Source organism: Streptomyces argenteolus (genome assembly GCF_042902585.1).
GTDB lineage: Bacteria > Actinomycetota > Actinomycetes > Streptomycetales > Streptomycetaceae > Streptomyces > Streptomyces argenteolus.
In genome coordinates this window covers 21,217-45,950 of the sequence record NZ_JBIBEG010000001.1, presented here as the reverse complement: position 1 = coordinate 45,950, position 24,734 = coordinate 21,217, and the positions used below count along the sequence as shown (strand labels likewise).

Annotated in this window: 18 protein-coding genes; 10 read left to right on the top strand and 8 right to left on the bottom strand. The window is 72.8% G+C overall.

Annotated elements, in window-relative coordinates:
• Positions 1–136: 136 nt before the first annotated feature.
• The 10 genes from rimP (at position 137) to ACFY8O_RS00130 (ending at position 13,178) form a co-directional block, all read left to right on the top strand.
• Positions 137–634 carry a ribosome maturation factor RimP gene (gene rimP, locus ACFY8O_RS00175; RefSeq protein ID WP_387897348.1) on the top strand — a complete coding sequence of 166 codons (498 nt, stop codon included), beginning with the start codon at positions 137–139 and terminating at the stop codon, positions 632–634.
• Between the two features lie 2 nt (positions 635–636).
• Positions 637–1,677, top strand: coding sequence for a transcription termination factor NusA (gene nusA, locus ACFY8O_RS00170; protein ID WP_387897345.1), 1,041 nt, complete (start codon positions 637–639; stop codon positions 1,675–1,677).
• A 147-nt stretch (positions 1,678–1,824) separates the two neighbouring features.
• Positions 1,825–2,103: a YlxR family protein gene (locus ACFY8O_RS00165; protein WP_145810702.1), complete on the top strand. Its 279-nt coding sequence runs from the start codon at positions 1,825–1,827 to the stop codon at positions 2,101–2,103.
• Between the two features lie 148 nt (positions 2,104–2,251).
• Positions 2,252–5,374, top strand: a complete 3,123-nt coding sequence (gene infB, locus ACFY8O_RS00160; RefSeq protein WP_145810701.1) for a translation initiation factor IF-2 — start codon at positions 2,252–2,254, stop codon at positions 5,372–5,374.
• Positions 5,375–5,541: 167 nt separating this feature from the next.
• Complete coding sequence (locus ACFY8O_RS00155) at positions 5,542–5,838, top strand: DUF503 domain-containing protein (RefSeq protein ID WP_145810699.1); 297 nt, start codon at positions 5,542–5,544, stop codon at positions 5,836–5,838.
• A 26-nt stretch (positions 5,839–5,864) separates the two neighbouring features.
• Positions 5,865–6,326, top strand: a complete 462-nt coding sequence (gene rbfA, locus ACFY8O_RS00150) for a 30S ribosome-binding factor RbfA (RefSeq protein WP_145810696.1) — start codon at positions 5,865–5,867, stop codon at positions 6,324–6,326.
• The gene (gene truB, locus ACFY8O_RS00145) at positions 6,323–7,228 is read left to right on the top strand and encodes a tRNA pseudouridine(55) synthase TruB (RefSeq protein WP_145810694.1); all 906 of its coding nucleotides are present in this window, start codon (positions 6,323–6,325) and stop codon (positions 7,226–7,228) included. Before rbfA ends, truB begins: the two co-directional genes overlap by 4 nt.
• 218 nt (positions 7,229–7,446) lie before the next feature.
• Entirely contained in the window at positions 7,447–10,995 is a 3,549-nt protein-coding gene (locus ACFY8O_RS00140) for a trypsin-like peptidase domain-containing protein (RefSeq protein ID WP_387897339.1), read from the top strand.
• Between the two features lie 43 nt (positions 10,996–11,038).
• Complete coding sequence (locus tag ACFY8O_RS00135; RefSeq protein WP_145810690.1) at positions 11,039–11,992, top strand: bifunctional riboflavin kinase/FAD synthetase; 954 nt, start codon at positions 11,039–11,041, stop codon at positions 11,990–11,992.
• 76 nt (positions 11,993–12,068) lie between these two features.
• Positions 12,069–13,178 (top strand): XdhC family protein, encoded by a 1,110-nt coding sequence (locus ACFY8O_RS00130; RefSeq protein ID WP_387897336.1) that lies wholly within the window; start codon positions 12,069–12,071, stop codon positions 13,176–13,178.
• Here the strand turns inward: ACFY8O_RS00130 and ACFY8O_RS00125 are convergent.
• From ACFY8O_RS00125 to eccE, 8 genes are all read right to left on the bottom strand, one after another.
• Positions 13,175–14,182: an oligopeptide/dipeptide ABC transporter ATP-binding protein gene (locus ACFY8O_RS00125; protein ID WP_145810686.1), complete on the bottom strand. Its 1,008-nt coding sequence runs from the start codon at positions 14,180–14,182 to the stop codon at positions 13,175–13,177. The genes ACFY8O_RS00130 and ACFY8O_RS00125 overlap by 4 nt on opposite strands.
• Positions 14,179–15,240 carry an ABC transporter ATP-binding protein gene (locus ACFY8O_RS00120; protein WP_387897331.1) on the bottom strand — a complete coding sequence of 354 codons (1,062 nt, stop codon included), beginning with the start codon at positions 15,238–15,240 and terminating at the stop codon, positions 14,179–14,181. The genes ACFY8O_RS00125 and ACFY8O_RS00120 overlap by 4 nt, the downstream gene beginning before the upstream one ends.
• A complete protein-coding gene (locus ACFY8O_RS00115; RefSeq protein WP_145810682.1) occupies positions 15,237–16,157 on the bottom strand; it encodes an ABC transporter permease in 921 nt (306 codons plus the stop codon). The genes ACFY8O_RS00120 and ACFY8O_RS00115 overlap by 4 nt, the downstream gene beginning before the upstream one ends.
• Complete coding sequence (locus tag ACFY8O_RS00110) at positions 16,154–17,245, bottom strand: ABC transporter permease (RefSeq protein WP_145810680.1); 1,092 nt, start codon at positions 17,243–17,245, stop codon at positions 16,154–16,156. The genes ACFY8O_RS00115 and ACFY8O_RS00110 overlap by 4 nt, the downstream gene beginning before the upstream one ends.
• 3 nt (positions 17,246–17,248) lie before the next feature.
• A complete protein-coding gene (locus tag ACFY8O_RS00105) occupies positions 17,249–19,120 on the bottom strand; it encodes an ABC transporter substrate-binding protein (protein ID WP_145810678.1) in 1,872 nt (623 codons plus the stop codon).
• A gap of 197 nt (positions 19,121–19,317) precedes the next feature.
• Positions 19,318–22,305, bottom strand: coding sequence for an SCO5717 family growth-regulating ATPase (locus ACFY8O_RS00100; protein WP_387897327.1), 2,988 nt, complete (start codon positions 22,303–22,305; stop codon positions 19,318–19,320).
• 322 nt (positions 22,306–22,627) lie between these two features.
• Positions 22,628–23,350 (bottom strand): hypothetical protein, encoded by a 723-nt coding sequence (locus tag ACFY8O_RS00095; protein ID WP_145810674.1) that lies wholly within the window; start codon positions 23,348–23,350, stop codon positions 22,628–22,630.
• The gene (eccE, locus tag ACFY8O_RS00090) at positions 23,350–24,699 is read right to left on the bottom strand and encodes a type VII secretion protein EccE (RefSeq protein ID WP_387897324.1); all 1,350 of its coding nucleotides are present in this window, start codon (positions 24,697–24,699) and stop codon (positions 23,350–23,352) included. Before eccE ends, ACFY8O_RS00095 begins: the two co-directional genes overlap by 1 nt.
• Positions 24,700–24,734 lie beyond the last annotated feature (35 nt).

The window sequence follows — 24,734 nt, the reverse complement described above, 5'->3', positions numbered from 1 at the left end:
CCTGAAGTGATCACCGAAGGCGAGCGTACCCGCGGCAGGGCGGGAGGCGGACGGCAACACCCCTGCGGACCGGATACCCTTTGACCTGACACACGACGATCCCCACAACAGCACACGCGGCCGAGGAGTCACCCGGATGAGCACCACCCAGAGCGACAGGCTGCGCGGGCTGCTGGAGCCGCTCGTCAGCGCCAAGGAACTGGATCTCGAGGAGATCGAGGTGTCCCGGGCGGGCCGGCGGCGGGTGCTGAGAGTCATCGTGGATTCCGAGGACGGCGTGGAGCTCGACACCTGCGCGGAGCTCAGCCGCGCGATCTCCGAGACGCTGGACGAGACCGACGCCATGGGCGAGGGCGAATACGTCCTCGAAGTGAGCTCTCCGGGCGCGGACCGCCCGTTGACCGAGCACCGCCACTACGTACGCGCCACCGGCCGGCTGGCCAGACTCACCCTGGGTGAGGGCGGCGAGCTGGTGGCCCGCATCCTCGGGGTGGACGACGAGGGGCTCGATCTCGAAGTGCCGGGCGTGAAGGGCCGCAAGCCCACCGCGCGCCGTGTCGCCTTCAACGAGATCGCCAAGGCTCGTGTGGAGATCGAATTCAACCGCAAGGACAAGAAGGAAGAGGAGGCGTAGCCGTGGACATCGATGTGAAGCTTCTGAAGGGCTTGGCGCAGGACAAGGAGATCCCCTTCGACGTGCTCGTCGGGGCGATCGAGTCGGCCCTCCTCATCGCGTACCACCGCACCGAGGGCAGCCACCGCCGGGCGCGCGTCGAGCTGGACGACAACGGCCACGTCACGGTGTGGGCGAAGGAGGACCCGGCCGACCTCGAGGAGGGCCAGGAGCCCAAGGAGTTCGACGACACCCCGTCCGGCTTCGGCCGTATCGCCGCCACCACCGCCAAGCAGGTCATCCTGCAGCGGCTGCGCGACGCCGAGGACGACCGGACGTTCGGCGAGTACGCCGGCCACGAGGGTGACGTCGTCACCGGCCTGGTGCAGCAGGGCAAGGACCCGAAGAACGTCCTGGTCGACATCGGCAAGCTGGAAGCGATCCTGCCCGTGCAGGAGCAGGTGCCGGGCGAGGAGTACACCCACGGCCTGCGGCTGCGCACGTACGTCGTGCGGGTCGCCAAGGGCGTGCGCGGCCCGTCCGTGACGCTCTCGCGCACCCACCCCAACCTCGTCAAGAAGCTCTTCGCTCTCGAGGTGCCGGAGATCGCCGACGGCTCGGTCGTCATCGAGGCCATCGCCCGCGAGGCCGGTCACCGCACCAAGATCGCCGTGCGCTCCACCCGTGCCGGGCTCAACCCCAAGGGCGCCTGCATCGGCCCGATGGGCAGCCGGGTGCGGAACGTGATGGCCGAGCTGCACGGTGAGAAGATCGACATCGTGGACTGGTCGGACGACCCGGCCGAGATGGTCGCCAACGCGCTGTCACCCGCACGGGTGAGCAAGGTTGAGGTCGTGGACCTCGGGACGCGCTCCGCACGGGTGACCGTGCCCGACTACCAGCTGTCGCTGGCGATCGGCAAGGAGGGGCAGAACGCCCGTCTGGCCGCGCGGCTCACCGGCTGGCGCATCGACATCCGTCCCGACACCGAGACCGAGGCCGAGCGCGACATCGCAGACCGGGAGCGCGCCGAGCGTGCCCGGGAGCGGTCCGAGCGCGGCTGATCCGGGGCCCCTGCCGGTGCCGCTCAGGCGGCCACGGCAGGGGTACGAAGGGAATAGATCGAGGCGTCATGTCGCTGAGATCACGACAACATCCGTTCGATTTTTGCCCCAAAGGGGTGAGGTCGGTGCGGGGAGGTAGACTTAGCCGTGTCTGGCCGGACGCACGCCCGCGCTTGCCCCGAGCGAACCTGTGTGGGATGCCGGGAGCGAGCGGCCAAGAGCGAGCTGCTGCGCATCGTGGTGGACGAGGGAGAGGTTGTCCCTGATCCACGCGGTACGCTGCCCGGCCGGGGTGCGTACGTACACCCCGCCTCTGTATGTCTCGACCTGGCGGTTCGCCGCCGGGCATTCCCCCGGGCCTTCAAGGCCAAGGGGCCGTTCGATCCCACTGCACTGCAGCGGTTCGTCGAACGGGTGACACCGTAAGAAAGTGAACGGCACGGGTCCCCGTGCGGTCAGGTACCTCGCGAGTTGGAAGTAGGTCGAGATTGCGATGAGCACTCGATGAGTACGCGATGAGTACGCCCATGAAGTAGCGACGGTCCGGCGGTAACCCGGACCTAAAAGGAGCGAAGTGGCTAAGGTCCGGGTATACGAACTCGCCAAGGAGTTCGGCGTGGAGAGCAAGGTCGTCATGGCCAAGCTCCAAGAACTCGGTGAATTCGTCCGTTCGGCGTCCTCGACGATCGAGGCGCCGGTTGTACGCAAATTGACTGACGCACTGCAGGGGCCCGGCGGCAACGCCGGCAAGTCCGCTGCCAAGCCTGGCGCGCCTCGTAAGGCCGCCCCCGCAAAGCCCGCGGCGCCGTCTCCGGCCGCCGCGGCACGTCCTGCTGCCCCGAAGCCCGGCGCACCGGCCCCCAAGCCGGCCGCGGCCGAGGCCCCGGCGAGCAGCGCCCCCGCGGCGCCCTCCGCGCCGGCCGCACAGTCGGGCGGACCCCGTCCGGGCCCCCGGCCCGCGCCGAAGCCGGCCCCGGTCACCCCGGTGCCCGCCGCGGAGTTCTCCGCTCCGGCTCCGGCTCAGCAGCCGGCCGCCCCCCAGCAGGCCCCGCGTCCCTCGGGTGCCACCCCGGGCCCCCGTCCCGCCCGTCCGGCTCCGGCCGGCGGTCAGCGCGACGGCGGCCGTGACGGTGGCCAGCGCGACGGCGGCCGTGGTGGCGAGCGTGGCGCGGAGCGTCCCGCACGTCCCGCGGGCCAGGGCGCACCCCGCCCCGGCGGCGCACGTCCGGCCGGTCCCCGTCCGGGCAACAACCCCTTCACCTCCGGCGGCTCCACCGGCATGGCGCGCCCCCAGGCGCCCCGTCCCGGCGGTGCCCCGCGCCCCGGCGGCGGTCAGGAGCGCCCCGGCGCCCCGCGCCCGCAGGGTGGTCCCGGTGGCGCCCCGCGCCCCCAGGGCCAGGGTGGCGCACGCCCGTCCCCGGGCGGCATGCCCCGTCCGCAGGCTCCCCGTCCGGGTGGTGCCCCCTCGGGTAACCGCCCGAACCCCGGCATGATGCCGCAGCGTCCCGCTGCGGGTCCGCGTCCCGGTGGTGGCCCCGGCGGTGGCCGTGGTCCGGCCGGCGGCGGTCGTCCCGGCGGCGGCGGCGGTCGTCCCGGCGGCGGTGGCTTCGCGGGCCGTCCGGCCGGTCCCGGTGGTGGCGGCGGCGGCTTCGCCGGCCGTCCCGGTGGTCCCGGCGGCGGTGGCGGCGCAGGCCGTCCCGGTGGTGGCGGCGGCTTCGGCGGTCGTCCCGGCTTCGGTGGACGTCCCGGCGGCCCGGGTGCCCGTGGTGGCACGCAGGGTGCGTTCGGCCGTCCCGGTGGTCCCGCGCGTCGCGGTCGCAAGTCGAAGCGTCAGAGGCGCCAGGAGTACGAGGCCATGCAGGCCCCGTCGGTGGGCGGCGTCATGCTGCCTCGCGGCAACGGGCAGGCTGTCCGGCTGTCGCGCGGTGCGTCCCTGACCGACTTCGCGGAGAAGATCAACGCCAACCCGGCGTCGCTCGTCGCCGTGATGATGAACCTCGGCGAGATGGTCACCGCCACGCAGTCGGTCTCCGACGAGACGCTGAAGCTCCTCGCCGAGGAGATGAACTACGTCCTGGAGATCGTCAGCCCGGAGGAGGAGGACCGCGAGCTGCTCGAGTCCTTCGACATCGAGTTCGGCGAGGACGAGGGCGGCGAAGAGGCCCTGGTCTCCCGTCCGCCGGTCGTGACCGTCATGGGTCACGTCGACCACGGTAAGACCCGGCTGCTGGACGCGATCCGCAAGACGAACGTCGTCGCGGGCGAGGCCGGCGGTATCACGCAGCACATCGGTGCGTACCAGGTCTCCTCCGAGGTCAACGGCGAGGACCGCCGCATCACCTTCATCGACACCCCGGGTCACGAGGCGTTCACCGCCATGCGTGCACGTGGTGCGAAGTCCACCGACATCGCGATCCTCGTGGTGGCGGCGAACGACGGTGTGATGCCCCAGACGATCGAGGCGCTGAACCACGCCAAGGCGGCCGAGGTGCCGATCGTGGTCGCGGTCAACAAGATCGACGTCGAGGGTGCCGACCCGACCAAGGTGCGCGGTCAGCTCACCGAGTTCGGTCTGGTGGCCGAGGAGTACGGCGGCGACACGATGTTCGTCGACATCTCCGCCAAGCAGGGCCTCAACATCGAGGCGCTGCTGGAGGCCGTCGTCCTCACCGCCGACGCCTCGCTCGACCTGCGGGCCAACCCGGAGCAGGACGCGCAGGGTATTGCGATCGAGTCCCACCTCGACCGCGGTCGCGGTGCCGTCTCGACCGTCCTCGTCCAGCGCGGAACGCTGCGCATCGGCGACACGATGGTCGTCGGCGACGCGTACGGCCGTGTCCGGGCGATGCTCGACGACAACGGCAACAACGTCCAGGAAGCGGGTCCCTCGACCCCCGTCCTGGTCCTGGGTCTCACGAACGTCCCGGGTGCCGGCGACAACTTCCTGGTGGTCGACGAGGACCGTACGGCCCGTCAGATCGCCGAGAAGCGTGCCGCCCGTGAGCGCAACGCCAACTTCGCCCGCAAGGGCGTCCGGTTCTCCCTGGAGAACCTGGACGAGGCGCTCAAGGCCGGTCTGGTGCAGGAACTCAACCTCATCATCAAGGGCGACGCGTCCGGTTCGGTGGAGGCTCTCGAGTCCTCGCTGCTCCAGCTCGACGTCGGCGAAGAGGTGGACATCCGGGTCCTGCACCGCGGTGTGGGTGCGGTCACCGAGTCGGACATCAACCTGGCGACCGGCTCCGACGCCATCGTGATCGGCTTCAACGTGCGCGCCGCAGGGCGTGCCGAGCAGATGGCCGAGCGCGAAGGCGTGGACGTCCGGTACTACTCGGTCATCTACCAGGCGATCGAGGAGATCGAGGCGGCCCTCAAGGGCATGCTCAAGCCGGAATACGAAGAGGTCGAGCTCGGCACGGCGGAGATCCGCGAGATCTTCCGCTCGTCCAAGCTGGGCAACATCGCCGGTGTCCTGGTCCGCTCCGGCGAGGTCAAGCGCAACACCAAGGCGCGCCTGCTGCGCGATGGCAAGGTCATCGCGGAGAACCTCAACATCTCCGGTCTGCGCCGCTTCAAGGACGACGTCACCGAGATCCGCGAAGGCTTCGAGGGTGGTATCAACCTCGGGAACTTCAACGACATCAAGATCGACGACGTCATCGCGACGTACGAGATGCGCGAGAAGCCGCGAGGCTGATCAACGGGGATTCCCGGGGGGAGACCCCCGGGCTCTCCTGCACAGTCGGGGCCGGTCGACGGGTCGTATTTCCGTCGATCGGCCCCGGCCGTTCCGTGTACGGTTCTGGTGTCCCTGCCAAGCGATGGCGGGGCGTGAACCCGAACCGGCGGGACATCCGGACACACATGTATGTGGGGACTCTGTCCTTCGATCTGCTCCTCGGCGACGTACGGTCGCTGAAGGAGAAACGCTCCGTCGTCCGCCCGATCGTCGCCGAGCTCCACCGCAAGTTCGCGGTGAGCGTCGCGGAGACGGGCGACCAGGAGCTGTACCGCAGGGCCCGGATCGGCCTTGCCGTGGTCTCCGGGGACACCGGACACCTCACAGACGTACTCGACCGGTGCGAACGCATGATCGCGGGCCGGCCGGAGGTGGAGCTGCTGTCCGTACGGCGGCGGCTGCACAGCGACGAAGACGATTGAGCAAGGCTTAAGAAGGAGACGGACCAGTGGCCGACAACGCGCGGGCAAAGAAGCTGGCGGACCTCATCCAGGTGGTGGTCGCCGAGAAACTGCAGCGCGGTATCAAGGACCCGCGTCTGGGCACGCACGTGACCATCACGGACACCCGGGTCACCGGCGACCTGCGGGAGGCCACGGTCTTCTACACGGTCTACGGCGACGACGAGGAGCGGGCCAGCGCCGCCGCGGGCCTGGAGAGCGCCAAGGGCATCCTGCGCTCGGCGGTCGGTGCCGCGGCGGGGACGAAGTTCACCCCGACCCTGGCCTTCGTGGCCGACGCCCTGCCGGACAACGCCAGGGCGATCGAGGACCTCCTCGACCGGGCACGTGCCTCGGACGCCAAGGTCCGGGAGGCGTCCTCCGGTGCCACGTACGCCGGTGACGCGGACCCGTACCGCAAGCCGGAGGACGAGAACGACGAGAACGACGGGGACTCGCCTTCCGCATGACGCAGAACAAGCAGGACAGGACGCCGGACGGCCTGGTCATCGTCGACAAGCCGTCCGGCTTCACCTCGCACGACGTCGTGGCCAAGATGCGGGGCATCGCCCGCACCCGGCGGGTGGGCCACGCCGGCACGCTGGACCCCATGGCGACCGGCGTGCTCGTACTCGGCGTCGAGCGGGCCACCAAGCTGCTCGGCCATCTCGCGCTCACCGAGAAGGAGTACCTGGGGACGATCAGGCTCGGCCAGGACACCGTCACCGACGACGCCGAGGGCGAGATCACCTCGTCCACCGACGCCTCGGGAGTCACCCGTGAAGGCATAGACGCGGGGGTGGCCGCGCTGACCGGCGCGATCATGCAGGTGCCGTCCAAGGTCAGCGCGATCAAGATCGACGGCAAGCGGTCCTACGCGCGGGTGCGCGGCGGCGAGGAGTTCGAGATCCCGGCCCGCCCGGTGACCATCTCGTCCTTCCGCGTCTACGACGTCCGCGAGGACGTCGCGGAGGACGGCACCCCGGTCGTCGACCTGGTCGTCTCGGTCGTGTGCTCCTCGGGCACCTACATCCGGGCCCTGGCCCGCGACCTCGGCGCCGGACTCGGCGTCGGCGGTCACCTGACCGCGCTGCGGCGCACCCGCGTCGGCCCGTACGGCCTCGACGCGGCGCGCACCCTCGACCAGCATCAGCAGGAGCTCACCGTGATGCCGGTCGCCGAGGCGGCGGCTTCGGCCTTCCCCCGCTGGGACGTGGACGAGAAGCGCGCCAAGCTGCTGCTCAACGGCGTACGGGTGGACATGCCGTCCTATCCGCCGGGGCCGGTCGGTGTCTTCGGGCCGGACGGCACCTTCCTGGTGCTCGTCGAGGAGCAGAAGGGCAAGGCCAGGAGCCTCGCCGTCTTCGCCTGAACCGCCGGCGAAACGCTCCACGGGATTCGCCCCGCCGTGGAGCGGGCCCTTCCCCCCGGGAGCCCGCTCCACGATCCCCTCCCCGCGCACATCTCTGTCCAGACGAACCCGCCGATTCACCCCAACGGACGGGCGCTCGGAGTGACCGAGGGGTGTGAGGGGGGCGCTTTCACCCCCTCGGTTTCTCGTGTCGATCACCTGGGATCTACCGTCGGACCATGGGCAGCGGGGACCGGTCGAAACTGGTGAGAATCTGTGATCAGGCCGGCCGGCCACGGGGGACCGGCTTCGTCGCGGACGACCGGGGCACGGTCGTCACCACCCACCAGGCCGTGGCGCGCTCCGTCCCCCTGACGCTGCACGCCCCCGATGGACGCAGCTGCTCCCTCGCTCCCGGCGACATCACCCCTCTGCCCGCTCTCGGCCTCGCCCTGCTGCGCACCGGCGGGCCCGGGGCCCTCGCCGTGGAACCGCTGCCCATCGCCGTACGCGAGCGGATCGAGACGGGCACCTACGTGCGGATCGCCGCCCACGGCTGGCGTGAGGCACGGGTGCTCGGCGCGATTCCGGCGACCTACACCGAGGGGGGACGCGACCACCCGGTGAGCGACGCCCTCGAACTCGCTCTGGGAACCGACGGGCGGGACGCGCTGCGGTCCGGCGGGGCGGCGATCGGCGGGCCGGTCACGGACCCGCGCACCGGGGCGGTCCTGGGGGTGCTCTCCACGGCGCTGCGCGCCGGACACGAGGCCGCCGGGCTCGCGGTGCCACTGGCCGTCGAGGACGCCCCCGGTCCGCTGGCGGAGGTGCTCCGGCGCAACGGGAACGGCGTACCGGGCTACGGCTGCGACCTCAACCTCGCGGGAGCGCTCCAGCTGACCGCCACCTCGCTCGGTCAGGCCGACGGTCTCCCCCGTGGCGCCGAGGCCGTCGAACGGCCCCGCGTGCGGGCCGAGTTCACCGCCTTCGAGGCCGGTACGGGGCCGGTGCTCGGACTGGTCGGCGCCCCGGGTACCGGCCGTACCACCGAACTGGCCGCCCTGGCCGCCCGCCGGGCGCGCGGCCCCGTCCCCGCCCTCACCCTCTGGCTGCGCGGCGCCGACCTGCTGGCCGAGGACACGTCGGTCGCCGACGCGATGACCCGGGCGCTGCAGCGCTCCGGGAGGATCCTCAACGCCGCCGGGGCCCGGGGCGACATGGCGGCGGCCACTCCGGAACGCGTGGCGCGTCTCGCCGCGCGGTCCGGAAGCCCGCTGCTCGTCGTCGTGGACGGACCGGAGGAGATGCCGCCCCTGCTGGCCCACCGGCTCGCCGGCTGGACGCGGGCGACGGCCGCGTGGCTCGGGGACCACGGGGCGCGGATGGTGGTGGCCTGCCGCCCCGAGCACTGGGAGACCGCGGGCGCGCTCTACCCGCCGGACGCCCTGCACCACCCCGAGCGGCCCGCCGGAGGGCTGCCGCCCGCCGTCCGGCTCGGTGAACTCACCGCGGACCAGGCCGCGCGGGTCATGGAGGGATACGGCATCCCGCCCGGCACGCTCGCTCCGGGCCACGACCGGCACCCCCTCACCCTGCGTCTGCTCGCCGAGGTCCGGGAGGCTCTCCCCCCGGACGTGCCCGGGCGCCCAGGGACCGAGGAGGTCTTCGCCGCGCATCTGGACCTCAGCTGCGTCCGGATCGCCGTGCGGATCGGAGCCCAGGCCGAGCCCCGCCTCCGCGGCAAGGCGATCAGCAGACTCGCGGCGAAGGTGGCGGGCCAGGTCCACGAGGCGGCCAGGCGCTGCCTCGGGCCGGGCCAGGGGGAGCTGGACCGCGAGGCGTTCGAGGAGATCTTCCCGTGGCGCACGGGCTGGGCCTCCGCCGTCCTCACCGAAGGCCTGCTGGTGCCGGCGGGCGGCGGCTACCGCTTCGCCCACGAGGAGCTGGGCGACTGGGTGCAGGGCGCCCATCTGGACCTGGACGCCGCGCTGCACTCCCTGGTCCACCGCTGGCACGCCGACGAGGCCGCACCGGAACCCGCCGAGGCGGACCCGGGCCACGAACCCCGCAACCTTCCCGTGCCGCGTCACCGCATCGGGCCGGTGATCCAGGCCATGCTCCTGCTGGGGCGCAGGCAGGGGCCCGCCGCGCTGGCCCACCGCATGGCGGACCTGATCGAGGCGATGGACCGCCTGGGGGCCGGCGCGAGCACCTCGGCCCGGCACCGCGACGCCGCGTGGTGGGCCGCCCACCTGCTCCGGGAGAGTCTGCTCAAGGTGCCCGACGCCCGGCCGTGCATCGGGGTGCTGCGGGTGCTCAGCGGGCGGATCGCCCGGCGGTCCCTGTCCCCGGACGGGCCTGCCGCGCTCGGCCCCTACGCCGAGTTCGGTCCCTGGTTCTGGCGCCGCGTCCAGCTGCCCGAGGAGGACCGGATCGACCTCCTGCGCCGGCTCCTGCCCGCCGACGGAGCCCGGCGAGCGGAGGGCGGCGAGCGCTACCTGGACGCCGTGTCGCGGCGCCTGGCCGCCCACCCGAGGACCGTGCAGGCGCTGCTCTGCGGCTGGTTCACCGACGAGAGCCCTCTCCCCTCCCAGGAGGGCGTGCCGATACGGCTCATCGTGGCCTCCGCGGCCCAGGCGCTCCTGTACGCCCGCCGGGACCTCGCTCTCGACGACCTCGTCGAGGCCCTCGCCGACACCGGCCATCCGCGTGCCGCCGAGCTCCTCACCGCTCTCGCGGAGGACGAGCCGAGCGCGCTCTGCCGTGCGATCGACCGGTGGGCGCGCGACGAGGAGCGCCCGGAGCGGCGTGCGGCGGCAGCCACCCAGGCCACTCTCGTGTCCGCCCTCACCCTCGCCGACGCCGACCGCGCGCTGCTGCGCGACGCGGCGCTCACCCTCATCGGCCGCCCGGAGGACACCGCGCTGCACGCCCAGGCGCTCACCGTCCTCGTACGCGATCCAGGCACCGGGGGCCGCCATCTGCCGCAGGCCCTGCGCGTCTTCGCCGCCGGGGACCCGAAGCTGCCGCTGTCTCTGCTGACCGACGTGCTCCCCGAGCACCCCGAACCCGTGCTCGCCGCGCTCCGTGCCCGTCTGTCGCTGCCGGGGGAGGCCGCCGACGAGGTGCTGCGGGAGCTGGCCTCCCTGGACACCCCGGCCCTGGCACTGCACGCTCCCGGTCTCGTGCGCCGGTACATCGACAGCCGTCCCGGAGGCGGCGGGGCGCGGGCCGCGGCCTACGTGGAGCTCCGGCTCGAGCACAGCCCGGCCGCCCGCGCACTGCTGCTGCCCCTGGTGACCGGGCTGCTGCGGGACCGCCCCGCCCCGCCGCCCGTGCGCGCCGCACTGGCCCGGGTGCTCGCCGCCCAGGGGAGCGCCGCCTCCCGGCCCCTGCGGGCCGAGCTGCTGGAGGTGCTGCTGGAGTTCGAGCAGGAGACCGGCAAGGATCCCGAGGTCCTCGAAGCCCTCCTGCGGGCCGCGGCGGCCGGCTCGGCACGCCGCCCGGAGGCCCGGACGCGAGCGCTGGTGCACCGCACCGGCATGCTGCTCGTCCGCACACCCGAGGGGGCGGGGCGCTTCGACCGCGTCCTGGTGGAACTCGCCCGGGAGGTCCCCGGATTCGCGGCCCTCGTCACCCGGTGGCTGTCCGACGCCCCGCAGGAGTGGGCCGCCGTGGTGGGGGCCGCGGCCCGGCGCACGATGGAGGCCATGGAAGGGGCGCGGCCGGGGATGCCGGTGCCGATGCAGGCCGCGGGACGTGAGCATGGCAGTCTTAGACCTGCGTAATGGACATACACACGTACACAGGTTCGGGCGAGGAGCGGTCACAGTGCAGTGCTGGCGTGGCTTGGAGGACATCCCCGAGGGCTGGGGACGCAGCGTCGTCACCATCGGCTCCTACGACGGGGTGCACCGCGGGCACCAGCTGATCATCGGCCGGGCCGTGGAGCGGGCGCGCGAGCTCGGCGTGCCCTCCGTCGTCGTCACCTTCGACCCGCACCCCAGCGAGGTCGTGCGCCCGGGCACGCACCCGCCGCTGCTCGCCCCGCACCAGCGGCGCGCCGAGCTGATGGCGGAGCTGGGGGTGGACGCGGTGCTGATCCTGCCCTTCACCGCCGCGTTCTCGCAGCTCTCGCCCGCCGACTTCATCGTGAAGGTCCTCGTCGACAAGCTGCACGCCCGGCTGGTCATCGAGGGCCCCAACTTCCGCTTCGGGCACCGCGCGGCGGGCAACGTCGCCTTCCTCGCCGAACTCGGCGCGACGTACGACTACGAGGTCGAGGTCATCGACCTCTTCGTCAGCGGCGACGCGGGCGGCGGCGAGCCCTTCTCCTCCACGCTCACCCGCCGCCTCATCGCCGAGGGCGACGTCGAGGGCGCCGCGGAGATCCTGGGCCGCCCCCACCGCGTGGAGGGTGTCGTGGTGCGCGGTGCGCAGCGCGGCCGTGAGCTCGGCTTCCCCACCGCGAACGTGGAGACACTGCCGCACACCGCGATCCCCGCCGACGGCGTCTACGCGGGCTGGCTGACCGTCGAGGGCGAGGCGATGCCCGCCGCGATCTCCGTCGGGACGAACCCGCAGTTCGACGGCAAGGACCGGACCGTCGAGGCGTACGCGATCGACCGCGTCGGCCTCGACCTGTACGGGCTGCACGTGGCGGTGGACTTCCTCGCCTACGTACGCGGCATGCTGAAGTTCGCCTCGATCGACGACCTGCTCGTGGCGATGGCCGCCGACGTGAAGCGTTCCAGCGAGCTGATCGCGGCCTACGAGCGCCGCTGACGCCTTCCTGTGGTGCGCGGGCGGACACAGGGGCATCGTCGGGGGTAGGAGCCGACGCTGCCGGAAGGACGTCCGCGTGCGTGAACTGCTGAGGGAACTGCGCGACTGGGACACCACCGGTACGCCCTTCGCCCTGGCCACGGTCGTCGCGGTACGGGGCAGCGCGCCGCGCGCGCCCGGCGCGGTGATGGCGGTGACCGCGACCGGGCAGGTGGCGGGCAGCGTCTCCGGCGGGTGCGTGGAGAGCGACGTCCACGAGGCCGCCACCGAGACCCTCACCACGGGCCGCCCGCTGCTGCGGACGTACGGCATCAGCGACGACGAGGCCTTCGGCGCCGGGCTGACCTGCGGCGGCACCATCGACGTCCTGGTGCAGCCGTACACCGCCCCGGCCGACCGGGATCTGCTGCGGGAGCTCGCCGGGGTGATCGCCGACGGGAGACCCGCCGCGCTCGCCACGGTGGTCTCCGGAGCGGCGCCGCAGGGGGCGCGGCTGCTGGTCCTGCCCGGCCGCACCACCGGTTCGCTGCGGGACGGGGGCCTGGACGCGGCCGTCACCGACGACGCGCGCGGGCTGCTCGCGCAGGGCGCCACGGAGAGCGCCGGCTACGGCCCGCACGGCGAGCGCCGGATGCAGGACGTTACCGTCTTCGTCCAGACGTACGCCCCCGCGCCCCGCATGCTGGTCTTCGGAGCGATCGACCACGCCGCCGCCACCGCGAGGATCGGGTCCTTCCTCGGCTACCGGGTGACCGTCTGCGACGCCCGGCCGGCCTTCGCGACCCGGGAGCGCTTCCCCACGGCCGACGAGGTGGTCTGCGCCTGGCCGCACACCTATCTGGAGTCGACCGAGGTGGACACCCGCACGGTGGTGTGCGTCCTGACGCACGACCCGAAGTTCGACGTCCCCCTGCTCGTCGCGGCCCTGCGCACCCCCGCGGCGTACATCGGGGTGATGGGCAGCCGGCGCACCCACGCCGACCGGACGGCCCGGCTGCGCGAGGCCGGGGTGGACGAGGCGTCCCTCGCGCGCCTCGCCTCCCCGGTCGGTCTCGACCTCGGGGCCCGGACGCCGGAGGAGACGGCGGTCTCCATCGCGGCCGAGATCGTCCAGCGCCACTGGGGCGGCACCGGGCGGCCCCTGACCGAACTCACCGGCACGATCCACCACACCCGGGAGGCCTAGCCCGCTGCGGGCGCCTGCATGGTGGCCGCCGCCCAGTGGCACGCGACCTGGGGCAGCCCGCCCCCGTCCAGCACCGGCAGGTCGGTGCCGCGGCACGCGTCCGCGACGCCCGCGCGCTCCGCCTCGCCCGACGCCAGGATCTGGCAGCGGGCGTGGAAGCGGCAGCCGGACGGCACCTTCGACGGGTCCGGCGGTTCGCCCTTCAGGATCACCGGCTCGCCGTCCGCCTCCGGCAGCACGGACAGCAGGGCCTGGGTGTAGGGGTGCCGGGGAGCCGTGAGGATCTGCTCGACGTCACCCGTCTCCACGATCCGCCCGAGATACATCACCGCGACCCGGTCCGCGATGTTCCAGGCAAGCCCCAGGTCGTGCGTCACCACCAGCGCCGACAGGCCGAGCTCGTCGCGCAGCCGCAGCAGCAGCGCGAGGATCTCGCCCCGCACGGACGCGTCCAGCGAGGCCACGGGCTCGTCCGCGACGATGAGCTCCGGTTCCAGGACCAGCGCGCCCGCGATCACCACGCGCTGGCGCTGACCACCGGACAGCTCGTGCGGATGGCGCAGGAAAAACCGCTCCGGAGGCCGCAGCCCGGCCCGGGACAGCGCCTGGGTCACGGCCGCCCGCTCGTCGCCCGCGTACCCGTGGATGCGCAGGCCCTCGGCCACGGCGTCGTACACCGTGTGGCGCGGGTTGAGGGAGCCGCTCGGATCCTGGAGGACCAGCTGCACCCGCTTGCGGTACGCCTTGAGCGCCCGGCCCCCGTAGTCGAGGGGCTCACCGCCGAAGGTGACCCGCCCCGCGGTCGGCGGCACCAGGCCCAGCAGAGAACGGGCCAGCGTCGTCTTGCCGCAGCCCGACTCGCCGACCAGGGCGACGATCTCGCCGGGACGGATGTCGAGGTCGACCCCGTCGACCGCCCGTGCCGTCGCCGCCCCGCGCCGCCCGGGGAAGGCGACCTCCAGGGACTGGGCGCTGAGCAGGGGCGCGGGGGGAGTGGTGGTCATGAGGTGCTCCTCGCTTCCTCGGCGCCGCCGAACGGGCCGGTCGACGTGGCGGCGCCCGGCTCCACCAGGACGCAAGCGGCCCGCCGGGACGGGCCCGCGACCCGCAGCTCCTGGTCCTCGGTGGCGCAGATGTCCAGCGCCGCCGGACAGCGCGGATGGAAAGCGCAGCCGGACGGCAGCGCCGACGGGTCCGGCGGGTCGCCCGGGAGGCCGCGTGGCGCGTGCCGCGACGCGAGGTCGCCGATGCGCGGGAAGGCGGCCGACAGGGCGCTGCCGTACGGGTGCCTGGCGCTCTCGTGGACCTGTTTCGCGGGCCCCTCCTCGACGATCCGGCCGGCGTACATCACCGCGAGCCGGTCGCAGGTGTCGGAGAGCACCGCGAGGTCATGACTGATCATGATCAGGCCGAGGTCCTGGTCGGCCACGAGCTTCTCGATCAGCCGCAGGATCTGCGCCTGGATCATCACGTCCAGCGCGGTCGTCGGTTCGTCGGCGATGATCAGACGGGGGTCGCAGGCCAGCGCCATGGCGATCATCACGCGCTGCCGCTGGCCACCGGAGAGCTCGTGCGGATAGGCGTCCGCGCGGGCGGCCGGTAGTCCCACCTGCTCCAGCAGCTCACCGGCGCGGGTGCGCGCCGCGGCGGGGCCGGCCCTGCCGTGCAGCAGGATCGGTTCCGCGATCTGGTCCCCGATCCGGTGCACGGCGTTCAGCGAGTGCATCGCGCCCTGGAAGACGATCGACGCCCCCGCCCAGCGCACCGCCCGCAGCCGGCCCCACTTCATGGTGAGGACGTCCTCGCCGTCCAGCAGGATCTCCCCGCTCAGCGTCGCGGACGCGGGCAGCAGCCGCAGCAGCGCGAGCGCCAGGGTCGACTTCCCGCAGCCCGACTCCCCGGCGATGCCGAGCTTCTGGCCGGCGTCGACCCGTAGGTCCACACCGCGGACGGCGGGCACGGCCGAGGCCCCGGAGCCGTAGGTGACATGCAGATTGCGTACGTCGAGCAGTGGCCGGCCGGTCTCCGGCCTCTCGACGCTCTCGGTCTTCACAGCGGTCAACGGGACACCCCCAGCTTGGGGTTGAGCACGGTCTCGATCGTCCGGCCGCACAGCGTGAACGCGAGCGCGACCACCGCGATGGCGAGTCCGGGCGGAGCGAGGTACCACCAGTCTCCGGAGCTGACCGCCCCGGCCTCACGGGCGTCCTGGAGCAGCCCGCCCCAGGAGACGACCGTGGGGTCGCCGAGCCCGAGGAAGGCGAGGGTCGCCTCGGTGAGGATGGCGGTGGAGATCACCAGCGTGGTCTGGGCGAGCACCAGCGGCATGACGTTGGGCAGCACATGGCGGGACATGATGTGGCGGTGCCCGCCGCCGAGGGCCCGGGAGCGCTCGATGTACGGACGGGACTCCACGGACAGCGTCTGGGCACGCACCAGCCGCGCGGTCGTCGGCCAGGTCGTCACGCCGATGGCGAGGACCGTCGTCCAGAGGGACCGCGAGAGCACGGTCGCCAGCGCGATGGCGAGCACCAGCGTCGGCATCACCAGGAACCAGTCGGTGATCCGCATGACGACGTTGCCGTACCAGCCCTTGAAGTGGCCGGCCGTGATGCCCACCAGGGTCCCGATCGCCACCGAGAGGAACGCGGCGAGCAGGCCGACCGTCAGCGAGACCCGCGTCCCCCACACCAGTAGGGCGAGCAGGCTGCGGCCGAACTGGTCGGTGCCGAGCGGGAACGCGGCGCTCGGCGCCTCCAGCGGGCCGCCCGGTGCCTCGGTGACGCTCTGCGAGTCCGCGCCCACCAGCACCGGGGCGGCCAGTGCGACCAGGCCGATCAGGACGAGCACGGTGAGGCCCGCCAGCCCGGCCCGGTGGGCGCGGTACTGCTGCCAGAACCGGGCCGCCGCCTGGCGCCGGCGGGTCCAGGTGAGCGCGCGGGGGCTGAGGGCCCGCGCGGAGTCGGTCGTGGCTGTCATCGGCCCACCCGGGGATCGAGGAGCGGATAGATCACGTCGGCGAGCGTGTTCATCAGGATCACCGCGGCGGCGAAGATGAAGAACAGGGCCTGCACGAGAGGCAGGTCGGGCACGCTCAGAGCCTGGTAGAAGAGGCCACCCAGCCCGGGCCAGGAGAAGACCGTCTCCACGAGGATGGCGCCCGCGACCGTGTTGCCCAGGTTGACGAAGAGCAGGGTCACGGTCGGCAGCATGGCGTTGGGCACCGCGTGCCTGCGGCGCACGAGGTCGTCGCGCAGGCCCTTGGCGCGGGCCGTCGTCAGGTAGTCGCTGCCCATCTCGTCCAGCAGCGAGGAGCGCATCACCAGCAGCGTGCGCGCGTACTCCACGGCGACGAGGGTGACGACCGGCAGCACCAGGTGATGGGCCACGTCGACGACGTACGCGAAGCCGCTCTCGCTGCCGGACTCCATGCCGCCCGTCGGGAAGAGGCCGGGGATCGGCCCGATGCCGACGGACAGGGTGATGATCAGGAGCAGGCCGAGCCAGAAGGACGGCACCGAGTACAGGGTCAGGGCGAAGGCCGTGTGGAAGCGGTCACCGGCCGAGCCGTTGCGCCAGGCGGACCTGGCGCCCAGCCAGATACCGATGACCGTGTAGATCACGAAGGCGGTGCCGGTCAGCAGCAGGGTCGCGGGCAGCGCCTCGGTGATCTTGTCCATGACGGGGGCGCGGAACTGGTACGAGGTGCCGAAGTCCCCGGTCAGGGCCTTGCCGCAGTACTCGGTGAACTGCTGCCAGAGCGGCAGGTCCAGGCCGAATTCCTTGCGCATCGCGGCGATCTGTTCGGACGACACCTGCCGGCCCCCGGTCATCTGCTTGACCGGGTCGCCGGGGATCAGACGGAAGAGGAAGAAGCTGGTGACGAGCACGGCGAACAGCGAGACGGCCGCGCCGGCCAGCTTGCCCGCCGCGTAGCGGAGGTAGGCGGTCGTGCCGCGGGCGCGGGGACCGCGGGCCGACGGCCCGGCCGGAGCCGGGCCGTCGGTCTCTGCGCTGTCCACGCCCGCCGCGCCCTTCAGGAGCGCGGGAGTGCTTTCTGTGCTCATGGACTATTCACGGTCTTCCGCGGTGGAACGACGACGCATGGCGAACAGCAGCCCGCCACCGGCGAGGACGACTACGGCGATCCCGACACCCACGAGGACCCCGGTCGAGCTGCCGCCGTCGGACGAGTCGCCCGACGCGCCGGCCGCGGGGACCGCCGACCACCAGCTCCAGTAACCGTCCTGGCCGTAGATGTTGCCTCCGTCCGAGGGCATGGTCGTGATGGACTTGATCTGGTCGGTGCGGTAGGCCTCGACGGCATTCGGGTACGCCATGACGTTCATGTATCCCAGGTCGTACAGCCGCGACTCCATCTGCTTGACGAGATCGGCCCGTTTGGCGGGGTCGTACTCCGCCAGCTGCTTCGCGTAGAGCTCGTCGTACTGCTTGTCGCAGATGAAGTTGTCGGTCTGCGCCGTCTCCTTCGCCTTGGCCGGCAGTGCGGCGCAGGTGTGGATCGACATCACGAAGTCGGGGTCGGGGTTCACCGACCACCCGTCGAAGGCGAGGTCGTACTCACCGGCGTACCAGGGGTCGGAGACGTTGTCGCGGCAGTCGACCTTCAGACCGACACCGAGGTCGCCCCACCACTCCTGGAGGTACTTGCCGATCGCCTTGTCGTTCGGGTCGGTGGCGTGGCACAGGATGCGGAAGTCGAGCGGCTTGCCGTCCTTGCCCGTCCGCTTGCCGGCGCTGTTCTTCTTGTACCCCGCCTCGTCGAGGAGGGCGCCGGCCTTCGCCGGGTCGTGGGCGAGCTTCTGCTCCGCCGTCGGCTTCCAGAAGTAGGAGTCGTAGCGCGGCGGGATGTAGCCCTCGCCCTCTATGGCGTGGCCCTGGAAGACCTTGTCGATGATGGTCGTGCGGTCCACGGCCATGAAGAGCGCCTGACGGACCTTCTGGTCCAGCAGCGCCGTGTGGCCGTCGCCGAACTTCTTGCCGTCCTTGGTCTGCGCGCCCGGGTTGGTGGCCAGTGCGTAGAAGCGGCGGCCGGGGGCGTCGTTCACCTTGATGTTCTCGGCGCTCTTCAGCGCGTCCGCCTGAGCGGGGGTCAGGCTGGGGCTGCCGGCGACGAAGGAAACTTCACCCTTTCGGAGGGCGGCGACGGCTGCGTCCTGGTCCTTGTAGTACCGGAAGACGAGCTCGTCGAACTTGGGCGCACCCCGCCAGAAGTCCTTGTTGGCCTTGAGCTTCACATAGCTGTCGACCTTGTAGTCCGTCAGGATGAACGGCCCGTTGCCGACGATCGGGAACTTCGTGTCGTTGTTGAACTTCGAGAAGTCGCCGACCTTCTCCCACACGTGCTTGGGGACGATGGGCACGTCCAGCGCGGTCATCGTGGCCTGGGGCTGCTTCAGCTCTATGACCAGCTTGTCCGGGCTGGGAGCGGTCACCTTCTTGAAGTTGGCCACGAAGCTGCCGTTGGAGGTGCCGGCGCCCTCGTCGGTCATCATCGTGTTGAACGTCCAGGCCGCGTCCTCGGCGGTGGCCTTCTCGCCGTCCGACCACTTCGAGTCGTCCCGGATGGTGTACGTCCAGGTCAGCTTGTCCGGCGAGGCCTCCCAGGCGGTGGCCAGACCCGGGATCGTGTGGCTGTCCTTGGCGTCGTAGTTGGTGAGGTAGTCATACATCAGCCGGTGGATGCTCGTGGAGACGAGCCGCTGCGCGAGGAACGGGCTCAGGGAGTCGACGCTCTGCGCGACCGCGACCGTGAGGGTCGAACCGCCCTCGTCGGCCTGTGCTTCCTGCGGGGCGGGGGCGAGCGGATTTCCGGGGACGACCGAACCGGCGGCCAGCGCGAAGGCGGCGGCCCCGGAGGCGAGAAGGATGCGCAGGCGGCCGTGTGGGCGGGAGGAGCGTGGAGGGAAACTTGTGACCATGGACGTAGACCTCGCGTCATGACTCGCACGGTGAAGGCGGGCAGATCTCTGGTTCGCCAGCTGGTGAAGCGAAGGTCTATCAGCGGCGGTCGAGTCGCGTCAACGGTCGGCGAAACCGCGTGTGGTCTGCGGGAATGCGATGAGGGCCCGCACCGGGTGGACGGTGCGAGCCCTCATTGGTTTAGACCTCTACTGCCTTACTGCTGAGGCGCCGACGGCGGCTGCGGAGGGTGCTGCTGCCACCCCGCGGGCGGAACGGGGCCGTGCAGATCGGACTGCCCTGGCTGATGTGCCTGGCCATCGTGGTGCGCGGGCGCGGGAGGCGGCCCGGCGGGATGCGCTCCTGGCTGCGCCTGGGCGGGCGGCGTCTGCTGCCAGCCGTTGTGCTGCAAGCCCTGGCCGGGGTGCGGCGGGTACGGCTGCTGGGGTGACGCGGGCTGCTGGGGAGGCTGCTGCCCCGGGTAGGGCTGCTGTCCCCCGTACGGCTGCTGCGGAGGGTACGGCTGCTGCGGCTGTGCGGGGTACGGCTGACCGGGCTGCGGATGCGGCGCGTACTGCCCCTGGCCGGGCACCTGCTGACCCGGCGTCTGCCCGCCCGGCATCGGCGGGGCGTACTGCGGCGGAGGGCTGCTGCCGTCCGACGTCCACAGGCCCTGCTGCTGCTGGGCCCGCTGGAAGTCCTCGGCGACGAGCGCGGAGAGGTTGAAGTAGGCCTCGCGGGTCTTCGGGCGCATCATGTCGAGGTCGACCTCGGCGCCCGCCGACAGGTGCTCGTCGAACGGTACGACGACCACGCCCCGGCAGCGCGTCTCGAAGTGCTGCACGATGTCGTCGACCTTGATCATCTTCCCGGTCTCCCGGACGCCGGAGATGACCGTCAGAGAGCGCTGCACCAGGTCGGCGTAGCCGTGCGCGGACAGCCAGTCCAGCGTGGTGGACGCGCTGGAGGCACCGTCGACGGACGGCGTCGAGATGATGATCAGCTGGTCGGCGAGGTCGAGCACACCGCGCATCGCGCTGTAGAGCAGACCCGTACCCGAGTCGGTGAGGATGATCGGGTACTGCTTGCCCAGCACGTCGATCGCCCTGCGGTAGTCCTCGTCGTTGAAGGTCGTGGAGACCGCGGGGTCCACGTCGTTGGCGATGATCTCCAGACCGGAGGGCGCCTGCGAGGTGAAGCGGCGGATGTCCATGTACGAGTTGAGGTACGGGATCGCCTGCACCAGGTCGCGGATGGTGGCCCCGGTCTCGCGGCGCACGCGGCGGCCGAGCGTACCGGCGTCCGGGTTGGCGTCGATGGCGAGGATCTTGTCCTGCCGCTCGGTGGCGAGGGTGGCGCCGAGCGCGGTCGTCGTCGTGGTCTTGCCGACGCCCCCCTTGAGGCTGATGACGGCGATCCGGTAGCAGGAGAGCACCGGCGTGCGGATCAGGTCCAGCTTCCGCAGGCGCTCCATCTCCTCCTTCTTGCCGCCCAGCTTGAAGCGGGAGGCGCCGGAGGGGCCACGGCTGCTCTTGGCCTTCTGCTTGCCCCGGACCAGCCGGTCCGACGAGAGCTCCACGGCGGCGGTGTACCCGAGCGGCGCACCCGGCACGGAACGCTCGCGCTGGTCGTGTGTGACCGGGGTGGGCCAGGCGGCGCCGGTACGCGGGTCGACGGGCGGCGCCTGGGGCGCGGCCGGCTGAGGCCGGTACGCCTCGGGCTGCTGCTGGTGATGCGGCTGAGGCTGCTGCGGGGCGGGCAGGTTCGGTGTGGGCTGGGCCTGCTGCTGCGGGAACTGCGGCGGGAGCGGGGCGCCCTGAGCCGGGAACTGCGGCTGCGGGGCGGCCTGCGGGGCCGGGAAGCCGTACCCCCCCTGCGGCGGCGCGGCAGCGGGCAGCTGGGGCGCGTTCGGGACGGGGAACGGCTGCTGCGGCTGCTGGGGGAAGCCGTAACCACCCTGCGGCGCGGGCAGGTCGGGCCGCGCCGGCAGGGGTGCCTGCGCGGGCGGCTGCGGTGCGGCCTGAGCGGGGGCCGGGGCCGCCTGCGGGAAGCCGTACCCTCCCTGCGGGTCGCCACCGGGCGCAGGCGTCTGCGGGAAGCCGTGACCGCCCTGCGGCGCGGACGCCCCGGGCTGTGCCGGCGGCGTCTGCGCGGGCGGGGGCGGCGGCGTGGGCTGCGACGTCTGTGCGGGCCACTGGGACGCGGGCTGCGGCGTACCCGGCTGCGGCGCGGCCGGCTGGAAGGCGGGCGGAAGCGGCGGAAGGGCACCCTGCGCGGGTGCGGGCGACCACGGGGCCGGCGTGGCGCCGGGCGCCGGGTCCTGCGGGGCGGCGGGGGACAGCGGCGCGTCGGCGGGAGCCGTCCCGCCCTCGGCGGCCGGCGGGGTGTCCTGGGGCACCGCGTCCTGGAGCACGGCGTCCACGGGGGCTTCGGCGGGCTCGGCTTCGGGGGCCGGTTCGCCGTCCTCCTGGGCCGGGGCGGTGTCCTCGCCCGGGTCCGTCGCGGGAGCGAGGGCGCCGGCCTTGCCGCTCGCCCCGGGCTCCTCGGAACCCCCGGACTCCTCCTCGCCCGCGGGGGCGGCGGACGGGGCCGCGTCCTCGTCCTCGTCCTCGGCGGAGACGGCGGGTGCGGGTCCGGCCGCGGTGCCCGGGGCGGACACCGCGGCCTCGGCCTCGGCCGCTGCCTCGCGCTCGGCGATCTCCCGCTTCAGCGCCGCGGGGGAGAAGCGCATGGTGGCCCCGCTCTCCACGTCGCCGCCACCGAACGGGCCGGAGGCGCCAGGCGTCCCGGGGCCGGGAGTGGCCGGGGAAGCCGAGGGCACCGGGTCGGAGGCAGGCGTGGGGGAGGGGCCGGGCGAGGACGCGGACGGTTCCTGAGCCGCACCCGAGGCCGAGGCACCCGCAGGCGCCGTACCCGTGGGCGCCGCACCCTGGTTCGCCGTGCCGGACGGCACCGCCGGCGGCCAGCCGTCGAATCCGCCGGGGGCCGGAAGCCCCGGTACGGACAGAGGCGCCCCCTGCGGCGGCGGAGGCGCCAGGTGCGAGCCCGCACCGCCCGACGAGTCCCCGGACGCGTTCTGGGTGTACCAGGCGGGAGGGGTGTAGTCGATGGTGAACTCACCCGTCATCTCGGCGGGCTCCGCGTCGGACGACTCGTCGACGGGCGTGTTCCATCCCCCGCGGATCTCGTCCCGATCGCCGTTCACTTTGCCTCCTGGTGTGGTCGAGCACCCTTGTGCCGTGGGGGGTGGGGGCGACCGTTCCCGTGGTCCGATCCGCCCGGCTCTCCCCCTTGCGACGCGCAGTGCCTGCCCGCAGGTTCCTCTGCCGCGCCCCACCCACCCTAATCGCCATGGGGCACCCAACGGCAGGCCGTATCGCACGGGAAGAACTGTCCAGTAGGTCACGTCCCGCCACAAGTGAACCAAGTGTGGATGACAGGGCGGGCCGAAGCGGTCGAAAAGCGCACATCTGCCCGCACGGAGTGGGCCGTTCGCGACGGCCGGGGACCGGGACCCGCGGTCCCGGTCAGTCCATCCGCCGTGCGCTGCCCAGCAGTCCGGACTCGGCGTCGGTCGCCTGGGTCATCACGAACTGCCGGTCCCGGCCCGTACACCACAGGGTGACCCCGTCGGCCAGGGTGGACAGCGCGTGGGTCTCGGCGGCCGGCAGATTCATGATCCGGCCGATCTGTGCCGCCTCGTCGGGGGAGACCCGCTGCACGCCCACGAGCGCCGACTTCTCCATCAGCCGGGGCGCCACCGGGCTCAGGTACGGCAGCAGGGTGACCACGGACTGCCAGGGACCCGCCACCACCCGCCCGCGCGGGGGACGCATACCGCAGTCGCGCACCACGACGACGGGGGACCCGGCCGACGCGCCCTGCGGCGGCACCCGCCCCACGTCGTGCAGCGAGATGCACGGCTGCCCCCCGCCCGCGGCCTGCGCGAGCGCCGTCCAGGCCTGCGCGCGTCCCGTCTCCACGGCGATCCGCGCGCCCGTGGCCGCCGCCCGCAGGGCCAGGACCTGCGCGGTCCACAGCCCGCCGATCAGCGTGATCTCGTACGGCGTCGGCCTGTTGACACCCAGCACCGCGGGGCGGCCCTCGGCGTCCACGCCGATCACGGTCCCGTCGTCCCCGACGGGCACGGCAAGGGTGGACAGCTCCTCGAAGGAGACCGTGTGCCGGCCGCGGCGGGGGCCGATCAGACCGAAGCCGAGCCGGGCACGGGCGCTCGTGGTGGCGGACATCAGCGGGTACCCCCGAGCGGCAGCGTGGCGAGCACACCGGGCAGCTGTTCGCGGTCCAGCCGGACCAGCGACGCCTTCACGCCCCGTGCGGTGCGCTCGAGTTCATGACGGGCCGCGAGGAGCTCCTCGTCGCTGCGCCCGGTGATACGGACATGACCGGTGACCGAGACCGCGGAGCGGTCGCCGTGGCCCAGCGTCAGGCTGAAGGTCGTCGCCAGCGCCGGGATGGAGGTGAGCAGCGCCACCAGCTGGGGCATCGAGGCGCCACCGCCGCCGAGGTGCGGCCAGCGGCTCACCCAGTAGCTGGTGTGCCACCGGTCGTCGCAGCGCCAGGTGCGCGAGGTCTCCTCGGTGCGGCGGCCCGGCGTCTCCGACCGGCTGGCCTGCGCCATGGCCAGCGGGCTGACGCACGCCGACGTGGCGATCGCCGAGGTCAGTTCCTGCTCCGTCAGCACGGTCGCGCGGAAACCTGCCCCGGTCAGCCGGCTGGCCAGCTGGTCGGCGGCACGCACCGCGCACTTCTGCGCACCGGTGAGCCCGCCACCGCGTGCCTCCACCGCCTCCGGGCAGAGTTCCGGGTCCAGCTTCAGCGCGATCCAGGTGATGCGCACCGCCGGGGAACCCGTCTGGGCCTGCAGCGGCGCGTAGTTGCGCGCGGCCACCGACTGCTTCGGCAGATGCGGAGCCGGAGCCGGCTGGGTGTGCTGGACGATCTGCGCCGACTCCAGCCGGATGCCGTCGACCTCCAGCACCTCCCGCACGAGGGCCAGCGGCAGCGGCCGTGCCGAACGGTCCGGCCGCAGGGCCGTCGCGTCCGACTCGACCTGGACGACGGTGGAGAGGTACGTCCCGTCGCCGATCATCCCGACCGGGCGCCGGTCGCGGTCGCTGAAGGAGTACGTACGCAGGGCGGGTTCGCACTCCACGGCGGGCGCCAGACCGGGCTCCGTACCCGCCGGCACCGTCAGCGTCGCCGCCCGGCGGGCACGGGCGCGCAGCGCGACGACGGTGGCCAGCCACTCCGGCAGCGAGCGGCGGTGGCGGCGGACGACGGCGAGCAGCACCAGCACCGCCGCGACGACGCCCGCGGGCAGGAGCAGCAGCGGCTCGATCACCCAGGCCGTCACGAGCAGCGCCGCCGCGATTTCGATCAGTACGAGCTGTTGCAATCGGAACGAACCGATCTGTCCGGCACGTCCGTTCAGTCGAGGAGCCGCAGCGCCGCCGGGGCCCTGGGGGCCGCTCGGAGGCCTGCCGGAACCGCGGCGGGAAGACCCCGGGCGGCCCGTTCCGGAGCTCCTGGAGGGCTGTGCGTTCCCGGCCGGACGTGTCCGCGTCGCGGAAGCCATCATTCCGGCATTCCCCCGTTCATAAGGCCCAACTC

What these genes read in the sequence shown, in the direction of transcription:
- ACFY8O_RS00125 (WP_145810686.1), bottom strand. Translation starts at nt 14,182, where the DNA reads ATGACCACCACTCCCCCCGCGCCCCTGCTCAGCGCCCAGTCCCTGGAG.
- ACFY8O_RS00140 (WP_387897339.1), top strand. Translation starts at nt 7,447, where the DNA reads ATGGGCAGCGGGGACCGGTCGAAACTGGTGAGAATCTGTGATCAGGCC.
- ACFY8O_RS00105 (WP_145810678.1), bottom strand. Translation starts at nt 19,120, where the DNA reads ATGGTCACAAGTTTCCCTCCACGCTCCTCCCGCCCACACGGCCGCCTG.
- truB (WP_145810694.1), top strand. Translation starts at nt 6,323, where the DNA reads ATGACGCAGAACAAGCAGGACAGGACGCCGGACGGCCTGGTCATCGTC.
- eccE (WP_387897324.1), bottom strand. Translation starts at nt 24,699, where the DNA reads ATGGCTTCCGCGACGCGGACACGTCCGGCCGGGAACGCACAGCCCTCC.
- ACFY8O_RS00155 (WP_145810699.1), top strand. Translation starts at nt 5,542, where the DNA reads ATGTATGTGGGGACTCTGTCCTTCGATCTGCTCCTCGGCGACGTACGG.
- ACFY8O_RS00115 (WP_145810682.1), bottom strand. Translation starts at nt 16,157, where the DNA reads ATGACAGCCACGACCGACTCCGCGCGGGCCCTCAGCCCCCGCGCGCTC.
- ACFY8O_RS00095 (WP_145810674.1), bottom strand. Translation starts at nt 23,350, where the DNA reads ATGTCCGCCACCACGAGCGCCCGTGCCCGGCTCGGCTTCGGTCTGATC.
- ACFY8O_RS00110 (WP_145810680.1), bottom strand. Translation starts at nt 17,245, where the DNA reads ATGAGCACAGAAAGCACTCCCGCGCTCCTGAAGGGCGCGGCGGGCGTG.
- rimP (WP_387897348.1), top strand. Translation starts at nt 137, where the DNA reads ATGAGCACCACCCAGAGCGACAGGCTGCGCGGGCTGCTGGAGCCGCTC.